This window comes from Methanosarcina sp., assembly GCF_028693135.1.
GTDB lineage: Archaea > Halobacteriota > Methanosarcinia > Methanosarcinales > Methanosarcinaceae > Methanosarcina.
In genome coordinates this window covers 26,137-43,399 of the sequence record NZ_JAQUVZ010000009.1, presented here as the reverse complement: position 1 = coordinate 43,399, position 17,263 = coordinate 26,137, and the positions used below count along the sequence as shown (strand labels likewise).

The following is a 17,263-nucleotide window of genomic DNA, read 5'->3' as shown; positions in this document are numbered from 1 at the left end:
TGCGTCGAGCGTGACAAAAGCGGTTTTGTATAGCGAATATCGTTGTACTGGTCAGAAATCTTATAAGATAGTCCTTTTGATCTCAGATCACTGATATAACCCATCAATTTGTCCTCTTGAGCGAAAAGAAGTGGAGAGAAAAGGACCGCGTATTCCCGAGGCGCAATTCGGAAAGCGAAACTCGGGCGGGCTAGGAGCGGTCCAGTAGTTCCGAATAACCCAATTTCCGAACTTTGAATTTGGAACATTTATAACTATATTTAATAACCCAAAAAAAAGTTCTAATAGATCATGGAATTCATTTTCAATGCCAACCAAAAACGATCCCATGATCATAGACACAACCAGTTTACTGGGTGTGTCTTCTGAATTGTTTAGCATCATTGATATAATAACTTTACCTGCTGAAGCAAATTATAGCTATCAAGAAACTCTTAATGTTTTACTTCATGCGGCGACATCTTCTTCCAATTCTCTTGAATCTGCAAGTAATGATCTCAGGTCCAAAATACCTAATCTAAGAATTCCTTCAGCTGATACTATTTTTAATTACATCAAATCCAATTCCACTGAAGATGTACTCTCTTCATTTCGAAAAATAAATAATGAGATTTTTGAGATGATGAATCTTAAAAATAATGTTCATGACATAGCTGTGGACTTTCACGACAAGGCATATTATGGAAGTAGAGACACTCCCTTGATAAGGGGAATCAAACCAAAGAATGGAACCTCATGGGGATATTCTTTCTGCACTTTAGATATAATTGGAAATTCTAAGCTAACATTTGATGTTATTGATATCAATGGGTTAAGCAAAGATTATTCGATTCTTATGGATTCTTTATTTGAAAGGATTGAAAATATGGGGGTAAAAGTGGGAACTGTATACATGGATAGAGAATTTTTTAATAAGAAAGTGATCTCAAAGATGGATGAACACAAACTGGATTTCGTAATTGCAGCTAAATCCAACAAGAGAATAAAGGGCATACTTGAGAAACACACAAAAGAAAATGGAAATACGTCTACTGTTTTTGAATATCGGTTTCTGGAAGGAGGACCAACTTTTAACATTATAGCAATGTGGGATCAGGAGAAAGGATACATCCTATTTGCAACAAATAAAAAAGTGGGTATGATAGACACATTCGTAAAGCAAATACCTGAAGAATACAGAAAAAGATGGAATATAGAAACTGGATATAGAGTAAAAAACGATTTTAAGATACGAACATGCTCTAAATCACCTGTTGCAAGGACGCTATTTTTTGTAATACAATGTATCATGTATAACATTTTGAATGTCTTAAAATCGGTTCTTGAGATTACAGCATATCAAATGAAATCAGTAATTAATCAAGATATTATTAAAGCGGTAACAGATGGAATTGAGTCATTATGCAATATTCCAGTCAAGTTATTCCTGGATTACTTAATGAAATTTAATCGAGAAAGAAGTCGGGCGCTTCGCGCCCGATTAAGAGATATATAAATATCAGGATATAATCAAAAAAACATAAAATCGGTTAGTGGAGACTATATACAAATTTTACTTAGGGACTTTACAATACTGAAATTTTTAGATTACATTATCAACAATATACTCCAGAGGAATGAAATGAAGGCTTTTCTTGTGAACTATTATGGAAAAATTGAAAATGAGTGAGAGTAGTCATTCGGAACTACAGTAAATCGGAACTACTGGCGGTCAGAATAAAGCTTATAAGGTGGCTCAGTCTTATTTTTTCCCCTTATTTTCACCCGCCTCTAACCTTTTATTCAATCCTTCTTCTAATGCCCCTTGTCTCCGCAAATGCCTTCACTATAAGTTGTATCCTCGAAATTTCACCTGCTAAATAAGGTTTATTAGCCCTTGAAAAATTGGTCGGTTTTTCGAGGTATTTAAAGAAGGTCTTTAAAGAGAGACTATCTTACTTATTCAGCCAGTAATTCTTTTCGAATGAGCTCCTCTTTATCCCTTTTTAAGTAAGAAATCTCGGTGATTCCGGTGCTATCAAGTAATTTCCTTATTTCATTCATATGTAATTTATTTTCATCTTTTAGCCTTGTTAGCGCTTCCTCACGAGTAATTAAACCTTCTCTTACCATTTTGGAATAAAAATCATCTTTTTCTGTCATGTTGAGAGTTTTCATATACATAAAATCTTTTAAATGACTTACAGTGCAGTCAAATCTCCAGGATGAACTGAATCGTCTCGGGCTTTCCCAGTTCAATTCCCGCTTTATTCTTGACAAAACTTCTTCTTCTTTCCAGGGAATGTAGTGAAATATGTCTATAAACTTAATATTCGGGGACAAAAACCGGGGTCCAAAACTGTACGGATTTCCGTACAAAAATCCTGTTACCATTGTGGGAATACACTTCGGATGGCAATAAAGAGGATTTTTTAGCATCTCATTCGCAATTCCTCCAAAACCTTTTATGCCAAAACTTTTTGTTAAGAGATTCATGTAATTGTCATCTGTTGAAACATTCAGTAATTCCCTTTTAAAAGATATGTACTCATATGGATTACCTCCTGTTACTACACATCCCGCACCATACTTTTTTGCGTACTTAATTACATTTGGAAGAATCAATTTACAGGCAATACACATCATAGGTATAGCCGCAGGAGATGGTTCGCGAAGCCATGAAGTAAAATTATGTTTAAATGTTTTTTCATGAATATTATTCTTCAATTTGAAACTAACAACATCAACGTTTAGCGCTTCTACAGCATTTTCAATATTGGTTTTAGCCTGGGGATCCGTAAATGGATTTTCGTAATTAACTGCCAGAACTTTTAGATTATAATCTTTTACAAGTTTAAGGAGTGTATAACTGCTATCTCTCCCACCACTGATTCCTAAAACACAATCATATTTGCTGCTATCTTTGCGGTACGAGTACAGTAATTCTCTAAGTTTTGATTCCCCTTCATACTGTACTTTTACATGAGAATGGCAAAAATTACAAACACCATCTTTATCAAAAGTAATGTTTGGTGTTGTTTCGGGCAGTATACACATACTACATCTTTTCAAGTATTCATTCTCTGCCATAATTCCCCCCCCGATGTACCTTTTTAATTTTGAATGATTTACACACTTTACAACGAAAATAGACTGGTAACGATCTGAAATTTCTAAATTTGTGTATATCTTATTCAATTTTGCGGTATTATATGTATAATACTATAAATGAACTTAAATTTAACTAATCTTAATAATTATAGCTGAACAGGTCCCTGTATGTTTTGTTTTCCTGTAAGTTTTGTTTATCTGAATCGTAACTTTTTTTGGTTACATGAAACCCTATTAAAAAAAGATTCTCTGACCACTTCGCCATGTGTAGGAGTGGCAAGAGTGACAGGATATGTGAACATTGAGAAGTTTTATACTATATAATCGAAAAGGAGCCCATTAAGCCCATTTAATAAGATACTAAGTAAATGCCTCGATACAGCTAAAAATATGGCCTGAATTTTCCCCTTACTTTTGTTCCTCTCATCTTTTTTTCATTTCGTCTTTTCATACCACTCGTCCCTGGCTTCCACCAGTGCCCTCATATTTGCAAGCGGAGTTCTCGGAGCAATCCCACAGCCCGGGGCAAGAATATCCACACCGGCTGAAAGGCACTGTTTTGCTTCTGCTTTCACATCGTCGGGGGTTCCGAAGAGCAGAGTCCTTGAGGGAGAAACGTTTCCAATTAACCTTGCCCTGTCTCCGATGGCTTCTTTTGCAGCTTTTATGCTGGCTTTTTCTTCGATGCTGATGGCTTCAAACCCGCATTCTGAAAGGGTTTTCAGGGAATCTCCTGCATCGCCGCAGATGTGCAGGATTACGGGGCCTTTCACTTTTTTGCAGAGGCGTTTGTAGAAGGGTTTGACAGAGTTTTCCAGAACCGAAGGGGGCATCATCCTTGAGCCGACTATTCCGCCGTCGGGCATGCAGAGGGCATCTGCGCCGTGGTCGAAGAGAGCGTTTGCGTACTCAATGCATATTTCGGTGCAGGTTTCCATGAAGGCGTCGACGTAGTCGGGTTTTCTTATAGTCCAGATCAGGTAGTTTTTGACTTCCGCAAGGTGGGTAAAAACCGTCAGGGGCCCTTCCATCCCTGCGATAAGAGGGACTTCTTGATTCCCGGTTTTTCCTCCTGTCCGGGCTGCCAGGATTTCCGTTGCTTTGAACACGGTGGGGATTCTTCCCCTTTCGAGCAGGGCTTCAGGGACTTTCAGTTTTTCCGGGCCTTCCGAGAAGGGGTGAGACAGGACCGAGGGCTGGATATCTTTTGTGCCCATCCGCACATTGCAGCCCATGGCTTCGGCAAGCACGGTCAGACAATAGGGATAACGTACGGCTTCAAGGCCCGCAATCTCGTAGCCTGCAAGGGCAAGAGCTGCCAGCTTTTCCGGGTCAGAGTGAGCGGCTGGCCAGGCGGCACCGGTCAGGTCCATCAGTTCTACAGTTCCGGTCTGGGTCACGGAGCAAACGGGGATTCTGTCCACGGGCTTTCCCTGAAGCGCGTTAAGAAAGTTTTTCCTGAGATTCTGTACCATTTTTCTGGCTCCTATTTATTGATTTTTTTCAGTTTTCTAATTTTCAGTTTTCTAATTTTCAGTTTTCTAATTTTTCAATGTTCCAATTCCGGTTTGCCTTTTTGTTCAAACATGATCCATGTGAACATGTCTCCGCTCCTGGAACAATATGGCTTTTGATTTTTCTTCGGTTTCAAGGCTTTCTAGGATCTCAAAAGCAAGATTTGCTGCAAATCTATTTTCCGAGGCAAGTAAAGCCTGCAGCTGTGCTTTATCGGATATCGTACAGATTTCACTGAGTGCGCATGCAGCCTCTGCTTTTACGAAGCGGTTCCAGTCATAGAGTGAGTTGATTAGGGGCTCGATTGCTTTTTTCGGTTTTATCCTGCCCAGGGCTCTTGCCGCCGCCCACCTTGTGAAATCGTCAATGTCGGCAAGAGCATTGATTAGAGGATCGATTGCTTTTTCGGCTTTAATCCGCCCCAGGGCTTCTGCTGCACTCCATCTGCCATCATTGTTTTCATCAATTAGTGCCTTAATAAGCGGGTCAATGGTTTTTTCGGATTTTATTTTTCCAAGGGCTCTTGCAGCTTCCCTTCGCACAAATCCAGCGTCATCGTAAAGAAGGACATCTATCAGGGGCTGGATGGCTTTTTTTGATTTTATCCTGCCAAGTGCCTCTGCTGCAAGCCTTCTCACCATTTCGTCTCCGGACTTGAGGGTGGAGATCAGGGGTTCAATGGATCTTCCGGGGTCCAGGTTCACAAGAGCCTCTGCTGCAAACCTCCTAACTTCCTCATCTTTATCTTCAAGAGCATTTATCAGGGGGTTAAGAGCTCTTTCGGATTCTTTTTCTGAAAGGTTTCCGAGAACTTTTGTAGCTTCTCTTCGCACAAACTCGTCTTCGTCTTCAAGGGCACTAATCAGCATGTCAAGGGTCCGGTCTGAGGCTGTATCTGGCATCTGGTTCAATTCCCCGTCTGATTCCAACGCCCTGTCTGATTTTATCAGGCCGAGAGTTCTTACTGCCTCTCGCCTCACAAAATGGTCCCCTGATCCGAATGCACAGATGAGCGGTTCGAGGGTTTTTTCGAGTTTCAGCTGTCCAAGGGCATTTGCCGCTCCTCTCCGGACGAAGCGGTTTTCATCTCCAAGTGCGAGGAGGAGCGGAGAAACGGCTTTCCCGGATTCTATCATCCCGAGTGCCCTTGCTGCTTCTATCCGGACTGAATGGCTCTCGTCCCCGAGTAAGCTGATCAGGGAGTCAACTGCTTTTTTTGCCCCTATATCTCCAAGGGCTTCAGCGGCTGCCTTTCTTACAGACTCTTCTTCATCAGAGAGTGCGGACATCAGAGGGGAAATTGCTTTCTCAACCCCTGCCCTCCCGAGGGCTTTTGCCGCTTCCCTGCGGACAAAGTGGCTTTTATCCCCAAGTGCGCCGATGAAAATATCAGGACTTTTGTCCAGTTTTATTTTTCCAAGTTCTTTTGCTGCTATCCATCGCACAAACTCCTCTTCGTCTCCCAGGGCTTCTATGAGCATTCCGGAAGCTTTTTCTGATTTCATCTGGCCCAGGGTTTCTGCGGCTCCCAGGCGAACAAAGTTATCTCCCTCCCGGAATGCCTCTATGAGAAGGTCAGCTGCTTTTTCGGAGTTTGCCCTGCCAAGAGCCCCTATAGCTCCCCAGCGCACAAAATCATCTTTAGCCTCAAGGGCACCTACCAGGATTTCGAGCGCTCTTTTCGATTCAATCTGAGCCAGCGCTTCCGTAGCTTCCAGACGGACAGCCCTTTCCTGATCTTCAAATGCGTTCGTGAGCAGTTCGGTTGCTCTCTCGGACCCGATCACTCCAAGAGCCTTTACAGCTTCCCTCCTTACCGAATAATCTCCGTCTCCAAGTGCGGCCGTGAGCGGGGCAAGAGCCGCTTCTGATTTTGTTTCCCCAAGGATCCTCACAGCTTCCCTTCTCACACTTATCTCTTCATCGTGAAACGCTTCCGAAACAGCTTCAATCCCGCAAGTCCCCAGGCTTCCGAGGCTCTGAATTGTCCTCAGTTTTTCCACTGTAAATTTACTGTCAAGCTTCCTGGCAAGCAATGCACATAATTTTTCCTTTGTTTCGGGCCCGGTTTTCCCTGCACATTTTGAAGCAAGGCATAAATTCCCGCTTAAAATAATGGAATTTACCAGTTCTTCCCCAGATTCAACCAGCTCAGAGGTGAATATGACCACGTCTTCCCATTCAGGATGCTCAAACGCATCTGAGATATCCATGCCGTTTTCAAAATACGTTCTCAACTTTAAGGCAGCAAAGTACTCCTGAAAAGATTGGTGTGATTGGTGTATTTCTAATCTTATTTCGGAACCTTTTCTTCTCAGGATCCCTAGCTCAAAGCACGCCTGAAGAATTTTTCTTGCCTCTTTTTTGAAGAATGAACCGTATCTGCCGGATGAATCATATTTTACATATTTCCCTGCCACTTCAAAGGCGTATTTGTATTTGCATGAAACCTTATTCATGCACTGGAGTTTGAAGGATAAATCAATAAGGATATTTTCAATTATTATCCTTTCCGAGTTCTCTTTTTCTGAATTCTCTTTTTCCGAGTTCTCTTTTTCCGAGTTCTCTTTTTCCGAGTTCTCTTTTTCCGAGTTCTCTTTTTCCGAATTCTCTTTTTCCGAGTATACATTCTCGGCGCTGAGAATTGATTTTTCTTCTGTCAATTTTTTTAATAGCTCTGAAATGAAAGCCTTATAAATCTCCGCCCGGTTGGATGGAAGAGAAGCTTCAATCTTTTTTTCATTTTCTTTTATCCCCCGGCTGGACTCTGCAATTTCGAGCCAGAGGGAAAGCATCAGGGGATTTCGAAGAACCGTATTTGAATTGTTTTCTTTCAGGGCAGCGGTTTTCAGAAAGTTTGCCTGTTCCTCATCCGGGATATACTTCTCTATAAAGTCCCTGACTTTTTCATCAGTCAGTTTTTCAAGTTCGCAAACCGCAAACCTGTTTCTTATGCTGCCGGAAAGCCGGGGTCTTGAGGCTAGAACATATCTGCAGTTTTCGTATTCTGAGATAAAATCGGAAATTTCATCGAAAGGAGAAAAATTGTCGGAAGGGGTAAGCGTGTCAAGCCCATCCAGAAGCAGCAGGGCTTTTCCTTCCAGCAGTTTCCTGAAATCAGGTCCTGATATACCTTTTTTTCCCGTTGTCCTTCTCAAATAATCATAAAAAGAGCCTTTAACGTAGGAATCAAGTGCTGCGTAAATGGGGACAAAGCCTTCTTTTTTATCGAGGCATTTCCTGGCACAGGCATTACCCAGCCATCTAAGGGTCCAGGTCTTTCCCGAACCTGCTTCTCCGTAAATTATTAAATGTTTTTCTTTTTTTACAAATTGAAGGACTCCAAATTCACGGTTCAGACAGACCTTTTCTTCAAAAAGTTGGCGGGTGATCGGTAATATTTCCCTGACCGAAAGTTCCGTGTAAAAATTACTGGTGTAAAAATTACTGGTGTAGAAATTACTGATATCTTCTGTACTGTCTTCCTGAATTAAACCTTTCAGGTATTTATCCAGTTTATCCAGTCCGCCTTTTGAGATGCTCTCTGTTACAGGCATAAGGTCCCCACAATTTTAGCACGAATAGATTCCATTTTTTTGGTTCTATTCTTTTTGTCAGGGGACCTTTTTTAGTTTACTGCTTTTAGTCTGTGTCCCGGACTTTTTCCACGACTTTCTTGTTATATGAGTTTACGACGTCACTCCGGGTGATGAGGCCAAGAAGTCTTGTTTTATCCTCGCGGTCCACAACGGGGAGCCTGCCTATTTGCTTTGAGCCAAGGCGTTTGAGGACGGCTTCAAGGGTTTCGTCGGGGTAGGCGACTTCCACATCCCGGGTAGCGATATCCCCTATCTTTTTGTCAACTTCTCCGTATTTTACTTTACTTCGGAGGTCTGAGAGTGTTACTATCCCTGAAAGTTTGCCTTTTGAATCAAGGACTGGAAAACCGGCATGGCGGCTTGCCTGCATGAGTGCAATAAGGATATCCACGTTTTTTTCTTCGGAGACGGTCTGGACATGTGTGACCATGGCATCTTTTACAAACATGGAGACCATGATATCCACTTCCCGGCCTTTTCGGATCTTAAACCCTCTCCTGCGGAGCCCTTCTGTGAAAATGGACTCCGTATACAGGGCATTGGACATCACATTGCTCAGCACGCAGGCAAACATGAGAGGGAGGATGAGACTGTAATCCCTGGTGATCTCAAAAAGGATCAGGATGGCGGTAAGGGGAGCTCGGGCAGTCCCGGCAAAGACCGCTCCCATCCCAACCATAGCATAGGCTCCTGGCTCTGCAATCATCCCCGGGAAGAACATGTTTGCGGCTGTCCCGAAGGCTCCCCCTAACATTGCGCCTGTGAAAAGGGAGGGGACAATCGTCCCACCCGATCCCCCAGAACCCAGGCTCAGGGAAAATGCGAGGATTTTCAGGAAAAGCAGGACCAGCAGGAGCTTGAAGGGAAACTGGTTGTTCAGGGCGTCCATAATAACATCATACCCCATTCCCAGGACCCGGGGGTAAAAAAGGCCGATTATACCTACTGCAAGCCCTCCCAGGGCAGGTTTGAAGACTGGATGCAGAGGGATTCCCGAAAAAAGGTCTTTTGTGTAGTAAAGCGTCCGGATCAGAATTGTAGAGGTGATCCCTGCAAGAAGTCCGAGGACAAGGTAGAGCCCCAGTTCTTTGTAGGGGCTGACTAACTGGTAGGAAGAGATCTCGATGGGTTTTATCCCGAAAAGCGTGCTTGAGACAAGGGTTGCAAAGACTGAAGAGATAACTATCGGAATAAAGGTCCTGGTTTCAAGTTCTCCGTAAATCACCTCTACTACAAAGACCACACCTGCAAGCGGGGCGCTGAAGGCAGCTGCAATTCCGCCGGCAGCCCCGCAACCGAGAAGGGTCTGAAGTTGCCTTTCCGGGCTCTTCAGGATTCTCCCTACAAGAGCGCCTGTCCCGGCTCCGGCAAGGACACCTGGCGCTTCCTTTCCCAGGGCGCCTCCTGAACTGATAGTGATTATTGAAGTAAAGACCTCCAGAAAAGCATCCTTGAGCTTAATCCTTGCTCCACGGAGGGTTACGGTTTCTATAAGCCCCTCAACTCCGTATTTCTTTTTTATCAGGAAGTGGGTGATTAACCCCACCAACAGCCCACCAAGGGCAGGCGTGAATATTACATAATAGAATGGGAACTCGTGTAATGAGTATCCCTGTTGCATACCCAAAAATACGTTGCTGTATTGGAGAATGCGGTCATAAACGCCTATTACGAGCCCTGTCAGGAGCCCGATTATAATGGCAATTGAGTTGACCCTGGTAGTCTCAGTATCAAACCGGGAGATATACTCCGTTATCCTGGGGTATTCTTTTATGTTATGAAATCTGAATTTGGATTCTGGGTCAACTTCCAAATGTTTGCGCCTCTCTGAGACTTTTTATGCTTAAATTTTTCATGAGCAAAAAAAGTAATTTCAGGTTCAAATCTGCCTGAAATATTTATTCTGCTCTAAGGATTTCGAGCATTTATTTAAATGTATCCTTATATAAAATATTTGGGTGTTCTTCTCAATATCCTATCCTCAGGAAACTGGTCTTCTTTCTTATTTTTGCGTAAACTTTTAAACCCACTTATTTAAACTCTTTTATTTTCTCTGAATAAGTTCCAGGACATCACAGAGTTTTTTTGCAGTTTCGGAAACTGTCTGCATTCCAACGGTGTCCTCTTCTGCCGGGTTCCACGTAATTCCACCGAAGTGGGCATTGTCGCCGACCACAATCATCCCGTGAATGTGCATCCAATCATGGATGGACTGAATTGTTTTTTCCTGTCCTCCGTTTCTTGAGCCGCCAACTGAAAGAGCTGCACCTACTTTATTTTTGAGTGCAAAGTTTTTACGGCGAAGCAGGACACTTCTGTCAAAAAGGGCTTTGAGCTGGGCAGGATAATTTCCCATATATACGGGAGCTGCAACAATTATACCGTCTGCAACTCTCATTTTTTCATAAATTTCTTCCATACCGTCATCAATCACACAGAAATCTTTCTCTCTGCAAGCCCCGCACGCTTTGCAGGGAGCAACTTCCTCGTTTGAGAGATAAACGGTATCGGTTTCAAAACCCCTTTCTTTTGCAACCTCGAGAGCAGCTACAATCATTTTTTCACAGTTCTGTCCCTTTCGCGGGCTGCCTGAAATTCCTATAATTTTCATTCGTATCATTCCGGAATTGTTTTATATTAATCTGTCATTTATATTCAGTAATAATTGTTTTAAATTATCGTACCTTTGCCGTAAAAATCATATTGTAACTTCATATATTTTCGGGATAAATATTTGCATAATGATATATATCCGCAACATTAAATATATATTTTTGATTTTTATATATCTATCTATGCATTTTACGTAAATTTATATATCAAGACCCAGCTAAACTAAATTACTTCAATTATTATAGGAGGTTGGTCTATTGGTTACATTTTTAGAGAAGATCAGTGAAAGAGCAAAGAAACTAAACAAGACAATCGCTTTACCTGAAACAGAAGATATAAGAACCCTCCAGGCAGCTGCTAAGATCCTTGAAAGAGGTATTGCAAAAGTTGTCCTTGTCGGTAATGAGGCCGATATTAAGGCACTCGCAGGAGATCTGGATCTCTCAAAGGCGAAAATTGTAAATCCTAAAACCTATGAGAAAAAAGATGAATACATTAACGCTTTCTACGAGTTGAGAAAGCACAAAGGCGTCACACTCGAAAGTGCAGCCGAAATTATTAGCGATTACGTTTACTTCGCTGTTATGATGGCCAAACTCGGGGAAGTAGACGGTGTAGTATCAGGCGCTGCCCACTCTTCTTCAGACACCCTGAGACCTGCTGTTCAGATCGTGAAAACAGCCAAGGGCGCAGCTCTTGCATCCGCTTTCTTCATAATCTCTGTGCCTGACTGTGAATATGGGTCAGACGGCACATTCCTTTTCGCTGACTCTGGCATGGTTGAAATGCCGAGCGTAGAAGACGTTGCAAACATTGCAGTTATTTCCGCAAAAACCTTCGAACTGCTGGTCCAGGACGTGCCAAAGGTTGCAATGCTCTCCTACTCCACCAAGGGAAGCGCCAAGAGCAAGCTGACCGAAGCAACAATCGCTGCTACAAAACTTGCACAGGAACTCGCTCCTGATGTTGCAATCGACGGCGAACTCCAGGTTGACGCAGCAATTGTCCCCAAAGTTGCAGCTTCAAAAGCCCCCGGAAGCCCTGTTGCAGGCAAAGCCAATGTTTTCATCTTCCCTGACCTGAACTGTGGAAATATCGCATACAAGATCGCCCAGAGGCTTGCCAAAGCTGAAGCTTATGGCCCTATCACTCAGGGACTGGCAAAGCCAATTAACGACCTGTCCAGAGGCTGCAGTGACGAAGATATTGTCGGTGCCGCTGCAATTACCTGTGTGCAGGCTGCAGCACAGGACAAATAATCGAAAACGTTTCGGAAGCGTTTTATTAACTTTCATATATAGTATTATTTATCCGGAAACTCTAAATTTGACTGAAAAGCAATGGATTGAACTGGGGTTTACACATGAAAGTACTGGTTATAAACGCAGGGAGTTCGTCTCTCAAATATCAATTAATTGATATGACGAATGAGTCCGCTCTTGCAGTAGGTCTTTGCGAGAGGATAGGTATCGACAACTCATTTATTACCCAGAAGAGGTTTGACGGCAAGAAGCTGGAAAAGCAGACCGACCTTCCAACCCACAAGACCGCCCTCGAGGAAGTCGTCAAGGCTCTTACCGACTCGGAATTCGGTGTCATCAAAGACATGGGCGAAATCAATGCAGTCGGGCACAGGGTTGTGCACGGTGGGGAAAATTTCACCACCTCGGCTTTGATCGATAAGGGTGTAGAAAAGGCAATCATGGACTGCTTCGAACTGGCTCCTCTCCACAACCCTCCAAACATGATGGGAATTTCTGCCTGTCAGGAGATCATGCCCAGCACCCCGATGGTTGCTGTCTTTGATACAGCATTCCACCAGACAATGCCGGCATATGCCTACATGTATGCTCTCCCGTACGAACTGTACGAGAAGCATGGGATCAGGAAATACGGCTTCCACGGGACCTCCCACAAGTATGTTGCCGAAAGAGCTGCCCTTATGTTAGGAAAGCCTGAGGAAGAAACCAAGATCATCACCTGCCACCTTGGAAACGGCTCAAGCATTACGGCTGTAAAAGGCGGGAAATCCGTTGAAACCAGCATGGGCTTTACTCCGCTCGAAGGGCTCGCAATGGGCACCAGGTGCGGTTCGATTGATCCGGCAGTCGTCCCCTTCATTATGGAAAAAGAAGGCCTGACAACCAGAGAAGTCGATACCCTTATGAACAAGAAGTCAGGTGTGCTTGGAGTTTCTGGACTCAGCAATGACTTCAGAGACCTCGATGAAGCAGCTTCCCAGGGCAACCAGAGAGCCGAACTCGCCCTTGAAGTTTTCGCATACAAGGTCAAGAAGTTCATAGGCGAATATTCAGCTGTGCTCAACGGTGCAGATGCGGTTGTCTTCACAGCAGGCATTGGAGAAAACAGTGCAAGCATCAGGAAGAGAATCCTCGTAGGTCTGGAAGGTCTTGGCATAACGCTCGATGAGGAAAAGAACAAGATCAGAGGCCAGGAAATCGATATCAGCACTCCGGCTGCAACAGTAAGGGTCTTTGTTATCCCAACCAATGAAGAACTTGCAATTGCAAGGGAAACAAAGGAAATCTGTGAGACAGAAGTAAAGCTACGCAGCTCAATATCTGTCTGATGGTAAAGGAGATTTCTCCTTTACCTTTTTCTATTTTCCGAATTGCTCCTCGCCCGAATTGCGCTTTGGGATCTCAGGAAATCGAAGATTTTCTGGGAGTTGCACTGTAAGTGCAACAGTACGCGGTCCTTTTCGCTGCCCGAATTGCGCCTCGGGATCGCAGGAAATCGAAGATTTTCTGGGAGTTTCACTGTAAGTGAAACAGTACGCGGTCCTTTTTGCTGCGCTCAAGAGGACTACTTGATGGGTTTTAGCTAAGTTGCGCTCAAGAGGGAGAATCTGTTTTTTTATTTCTTTCTGGGAAAGGCCTATCAGATGAACTGGTGGAGACGCTTCTGTTTATCTGTGAATTGAAAAGCTGTTTTTGGGATTACTAAAAGTACTTTTCACAGGGTATCATTATCTTTACTTTTATACAGGTCGTAAAAACCTTTTCAACCTTAAAACAGAAACTCACAATTTTATCACATGTTTACAAAATTACTAATCTTAAAGAATAACTGTTCTGAGGGTATCATATACTTATGAAGCAGGTAGACCTCTCCCGTCCGGAATCCGGTTCAGATAGAGTTTTAGCAACTGAAATTCTCAAAGCTGCACGAGTCGCTGAGCGGCGCACACTGGGCCTTGAATCCTTCGGCATTCTGAAGGCATATGGCATCTCTGCAGTGAAAACTGCTTTTGCAAAGACTGAAGAGGAAGCCTTTAAAGCTGCAGAGGAGATAGGTTATCCTCTTGTAATGAAGGTCGTTTCTCCGCAGATTTCCCACAAATCCGACGTGGGTGGGATAAGGCTCTCCCTGCAAAATGGGGATGAGGTGAAGGCTGCCTACCGGGAAATTATGGAAAAGATCCCGAAGAAAAGGCCGGATGCGTCCCTTGAAGGTGTCCAGCTGCAGCAAATGCTTTCAGGGGGAAAAGAAGTAATTATAGGGATGATTCACGATCCGACCTTTGGGCCCATGTTGATGTTCGGGCTTGGCGGAGTTTATGTGGAGATCCTCAAGGACGTACGGTTTGCAATTGCCCCGGTGGATGAAGATGAAGCCAGGGAGATGATCACAGGGATCAAAACCTACCCTGTCCTTGCCGGAGCCAGGGGTGCAAAGCCTTCGGATATTGATGCTCTGGTGGATACCATTTTGAAAGTTTCAAGGCTTGTCTGTGATTTTCCGGAAATCGAGGAATTTGAAATTAATCCCATGATGGTTCTGGAAGAGGGAAAGGGAGCCTTTGCAGTTGATATGAGGCTAACGTTGAAGATAAACTGACACTTAGAAGGAAAAATTATACTTTAAAAAAACTGGTAGTTTGAAGAACAAAGGATGAAATTGATTACTTTTTTCAGGAGAGGTCTTTTTTCTAGTTCTTTTCTTCTTAATCTCTCCATAACATGTCTGTTTTTCGGCTCTATTCATTTACCTGTATTTTCATCTGGCCTATTTGCCTGGTTCTTTGCCCCATTCATTTACTATTTCAGCCTATTCTCCATCCCATCCACGGCAGATCCTCTTATTTTTTAATATGCCAGCCCGAAATAGTTTTCGCAATCAACTGCCGGTGGTTTTGGAATTCTGATACGTCTCAGGGAACACGGGAGCCCCGAAGCTGCCTAAGTTTTGCGCCGGATCAGCATGGATCTGCAAAAATATCGGAACTTCGTGGCTGCTGCATAAGAAGGGAAATAAGAGAAGGAATAAGAATAAGGAAATTGTAATATTTTTGAGTTATTTGGTTTTTTAGTTGTTTGCTTCCGGAAACTGGAAAGGAGGTCAAAAGGTTTGGAGATTACTGAGGATTTAGTTCCCGTACCTGTCCTGTCGCTACCGGCTGAGGTGTCTCTGCTTGCAAGGACTCTTTCAAGAATCCTTCCTATGCAAATCCTTAAACAGCTTCAGAAAAAACAGATGTCTGCAGGTGAACTTGCATCAGAGCTTGGGCTTTGCCTGAATACACTGACATACAACCTTGCAGTGCTGGAAAAGGTTGGCCTGATAAAGGTCGGGCAGGTGAAATGGAGCTGCAAAGGCCGTGAAGTTAAAATTTATGCCCCTGCGGAACAGCCGGTTTTGCTGGTTCCCCGGGCAAACAGAGATAGTGACCCTTTCGTCCTGGATAGTCTGGAAAAGAATCTGGAAAACTGCCGGGCAAATCTTTCTGGACAGGCAGATAACCTTTTCGAGGGCTCAGGAAGAAATGATGAGCGTGCATCCTCCGACAAAAAGTACAATGATCAGGAAGCTCTCCCAGCCCATACCCGCTATGCCGTACTTTTTCCTGTTAAGGAGACCCATGACCGGGATTGAAACTATCCAGGAAAAAAGAAATTCGGAAAAATAAAGGAATATTCGGTATCCTGAAAATGGCATGAAACTACGGCAAAAGATCCCTTTTTTATATTCACATGTAACAGGCAGGAAGCCCTGTTGCTTTAGCGCAGGGAGGAATGCCGTCAACTTTCTGGCATTCCGTTCCACGTTTGGATTTCTCCACTCTGCTTTGGAAACGAATTTCCGTAGCAAGTAACACGGTTTTGGAAAACGGTCTCCCCTCGCCAATGTTGGATATGCTTGTCAGGTGTAGCACACCGTCCCTACCTCTCAGGACTTTTAATGCTACACGATAGAGCTACAAACTGAGGAAGCATTCGTAGGTATCATGACATTTCCAACGTAGTCAATTAAGACTCAGGCTGGTCAACCAGGGCTTTTGCAAGCCCCACTGCTTGAGCGTGAGGTAGTTGACCGTCTTCAAGCTCTGTTTTATTTTCAATCTATCAGTTCACTCTACCAGTTCTATGGCATCCGTTGGGCAGGCATCGATGCATTGCTCGCATTCGGTACATTCGTCCGGGCGGGCTACAACTGCCCTTTTTCCATCTTTGGTTTCTTCTTCATCGTATACGTCTGCGGGGCAGACATCGTAGCATTCAAGCGAACCCACACATTTGTCGTAATCAATTTTAGGATACATTCTTTCACCTCTTTTTATAATATCTCATCCGGAACCTTCCGAACAAGGCCTTCTATCCGGAACCTTCTGCTGAAATGTTCCTGATTCAGTCTACAAGTTCTATTGCGTCTTCAGGACAGGCGTCTACGCACTGATCGCATTCGATGCAGTCATCCGGGCGGGCTACTACTGCCTTTTTTCCCGCCTCCCTTTCTTTGACATCAAAAACATCTCCAGGGCAGACCTCATAGCAGGCGAGAGCCCCGGTACACTTGTGATAATCGATTACCGGATGCATATTTCCTCCATTTATCATGTTTTCATTACAGGTTTTTTACTGGATTTCAACATTTACGGTCTCTGTACTTTCCCTGTAAGGCACTTTCACATAGAGTTTTCCATCAGCGTATCTTGCGACAGCTTTCTCAGGGACAACCCCACAGCAGAATGCATAAGTCCCAGCATACCCAACCCCGTTTTCTTCCCTTTTAGCTCTTACAAAAAAGCCGTCCTCAACCATTTTTAATTCGATATTCTCTTTCTTTACCCCAAACATTTCGATTTCAATGTCCAGATTTCCCTCATCGTCCGAACATGGAAATATGTCCGGTGACATCTTCACCATTGATATATTAGTACCCCCACGCTGATACATATCAAATATGAAACAAATATGAATCAAATATGAAACAAATATAAAACAAATATAAAACAAATCCAGATATACTTTAAATTCAAATTCAAATAATCAAATAATAATAGTGGGATCGTTTTATTTATATTTTATCTTATGAAGCGGGAAGACCCCTTCCTCAGTACGTCCGGTTCTATCGGATGGGACAGGAAGGGGATGAAAGCGTCAACCTCCACACAATCCGAAGATTATAATTTCGTATATCTTCAT

13 protein-coding genes are annotated in these 17,263 nt (G+C 43.4%); 5 read left to right on the top strand and 8 right to left on the bottom strand.

All coding sequences use genetic code 11. From position 1 onward, the window contains the following. Positions 1 to 307: 307 nt before the first annotated feature. Positions 308 to 1,495 (top strand): ISH3 family transposase, encoded by a 1,188-nt coding sequence (locus tag PHF18_RS06330; protein ID WP_300099902.1) that lies wholly within the window; start codon positions 308 to 310, stop codon positions 1,493 to 1,495. Positions 1,496 to 1,938: 443 nt separating this feature from the next. Here the strand turns inward: PHF18_RS06330 and PHF18_RS06325 are convergent, their stop codons facing one another. The 5 genes from PHF18_RS06325 to PHF18_RS06305 all read right to left on the bottom strand — a co-directional run bounded on the left by PHF18_RS06325 (position 1,939) and on the right by PHF18_RS06305 (position 10,815). After that, a complete protein-coding gene (locus PHF18_RS06325) occupies positions 1,939 to 3,069 on the bottom strand; it encodes an ATPase (protein WP_300099899.1) in 1,131 nt (376 codons plus the stop codon). Positions 3,070 to 3,524: 455 nt separating this feature from the next. Beyond that, positions 3,525 to 4,565, bottom strand: a complete 1,041-nt coding sequence (mtaA, locus tag PHF18_RS06320; RefSeq protein WP_300099895.1) for a methylcobamide:CoM methyltransferase MtaA — start codon at positions 4,563 to 4,565, stop codon at positions 3,525 to 3,527. Between the two features lie 105 nt (positions 4,566 to 4,670). Continuing rightward, positions 4,671 to 8,162 carry a HEAT repeat domain-containing protein gene (locus PHF18_RS06315; RefSeq protein WP_300099892.1) on the bottom strand — a complete coding sequence of 1,164 codons (3,492 nt, stop codon included), beginning with the start codon at positions 8,160 to 8,162 and terminating at the stop codon, positions 4,671 to 4,673. Positions 8,163 to 8,247: 85 nt separating this feature from the next. Then, on the bottom strand, positions 8,248 to 10,017 hold the full coding sequence (locus PHF18_RS06310) for a chloride channel protein (protein WP_300099889.1): 1,770 nt from the start codon (positions 10,015 to 10,017) through the stop codon (positions 8,248 to 8,250). A 231-nt stretch (positions 10,018 to 10,248) separates the two neighbouring features. Next, positions 10,249 to 10,815, bottom strand: a complete 567-nt coding sequence (locus tag PHF18_RS06305) for a flavodoxin family protein (RefSeq protein ID WP_300100116.1) — start codon at positions 10,813 to 10,815, stop codon at positions 10,249 to 10,251. Positions 10,816 to 11,074: 259 nt separating this feature from the next. On the opposite strand from PHF18_RS06305, the gene pta reads away from it, so the two are divergent. The 4 genes from pta to PHF18_RS06285 all read left to right on the top strand — a co-directional run bounded on the left by pta (position 11,075) and on the right by PHF18_RS06285 (position 15,713). Next, positions 11,075 to 12,076, top strand: a complete 1,002-nt coding sequence (gene pta / locus PHF18_RS06300) for a phosphate acetyltransferase (protein ID WP_300099886.1) — start codon at positions 11,075 to 11,077, stop codon at positions 12,074 to 12,076. Positions 12,077 to 12,180: 104 nt separating this feature from the next. After that, on the top strand, positions 12,181 to 13,407 hold the full coding sequence (locus PHF18_RS06295) for an acetate kinase (RefSeq protein ID WP_300099883.1): 1,227 nt from the start codon (positions 12,181 to 12,183) through the stop codon (positions 13,405 to 13,407). A gap of 524 nt (positions 13,408 to 13,931) precedes the next feature. After that, positions 13,932 to 14,678 carry an acetate--CoA ligase family protein gene (locus PHF18_RS06290; RefSeq protein WP_300099880.1) on the top strand — a complete coding sequence of 249 codons (747 nt, stop codon included), beginning with the start codon at positions 13,932 to 13,934 and terminating at the stop codon, positions 14,676 to 14,678. A 510-nt stretch (positions 14,679 to 15,188) separates the two neighbouring features. Then, entirely contained in the window at positions 15,189 to 15,713 is a 525-nt protein-coding gene (locus PHF18_RS06285) for a transcriptional regulator (RefSeq protein WP_300099877.1), read from the top strand. Positions 15,714 to 16,188: 475 nt separating this feature from the next. Here PHF18_RS06285 and PHF18_RS06280 read toward each other — a convergent pair whose 3' ends face one another. The 3 genes from PHF18_RS06280 to PHF18_RS06270 all read right to left on the bottom strand — a co-directional run bounded on the left by PHF18_RS06280 (position 16,189) and on the right by PHF18_RS06270 (position 16,990). Next, the gene (locus PHF18_RS06280) at positions 16,189 to 16,380 is read right to left on the bottom strand and encodes a ferredoxin family protein (RefSeq protein WP_048127211.1); all 192 of its coding nucleotides are present in this window, start codon (positions 16,378 to 16,380) and stop codon (positions 16,189 to 16,191) included. A gap of 85 nt (positions 16,381 to 16,465) precedes the next feature. Then, entirely contained in the window at positions 16,466 to 16,657 is a 192-nt protein-coding gene (locus PHF18_RS06275) for a ferredoxin family protein (RefSeq protein WP_300099869.1), read from the bottom strand. 36 nt (positions 16,658 to 16,693) lie between these two features. Next, entirely contained in the window at positions 16,694 to 16,990 is a 297-nt protein-coding gene (locus PHF18_RS06270; protein WP_300100113.1) for an Hsp20 family protein, read from the bottom strand. Positions 16,991 to 17,263 lie beyond the last annotated feature (273 nt).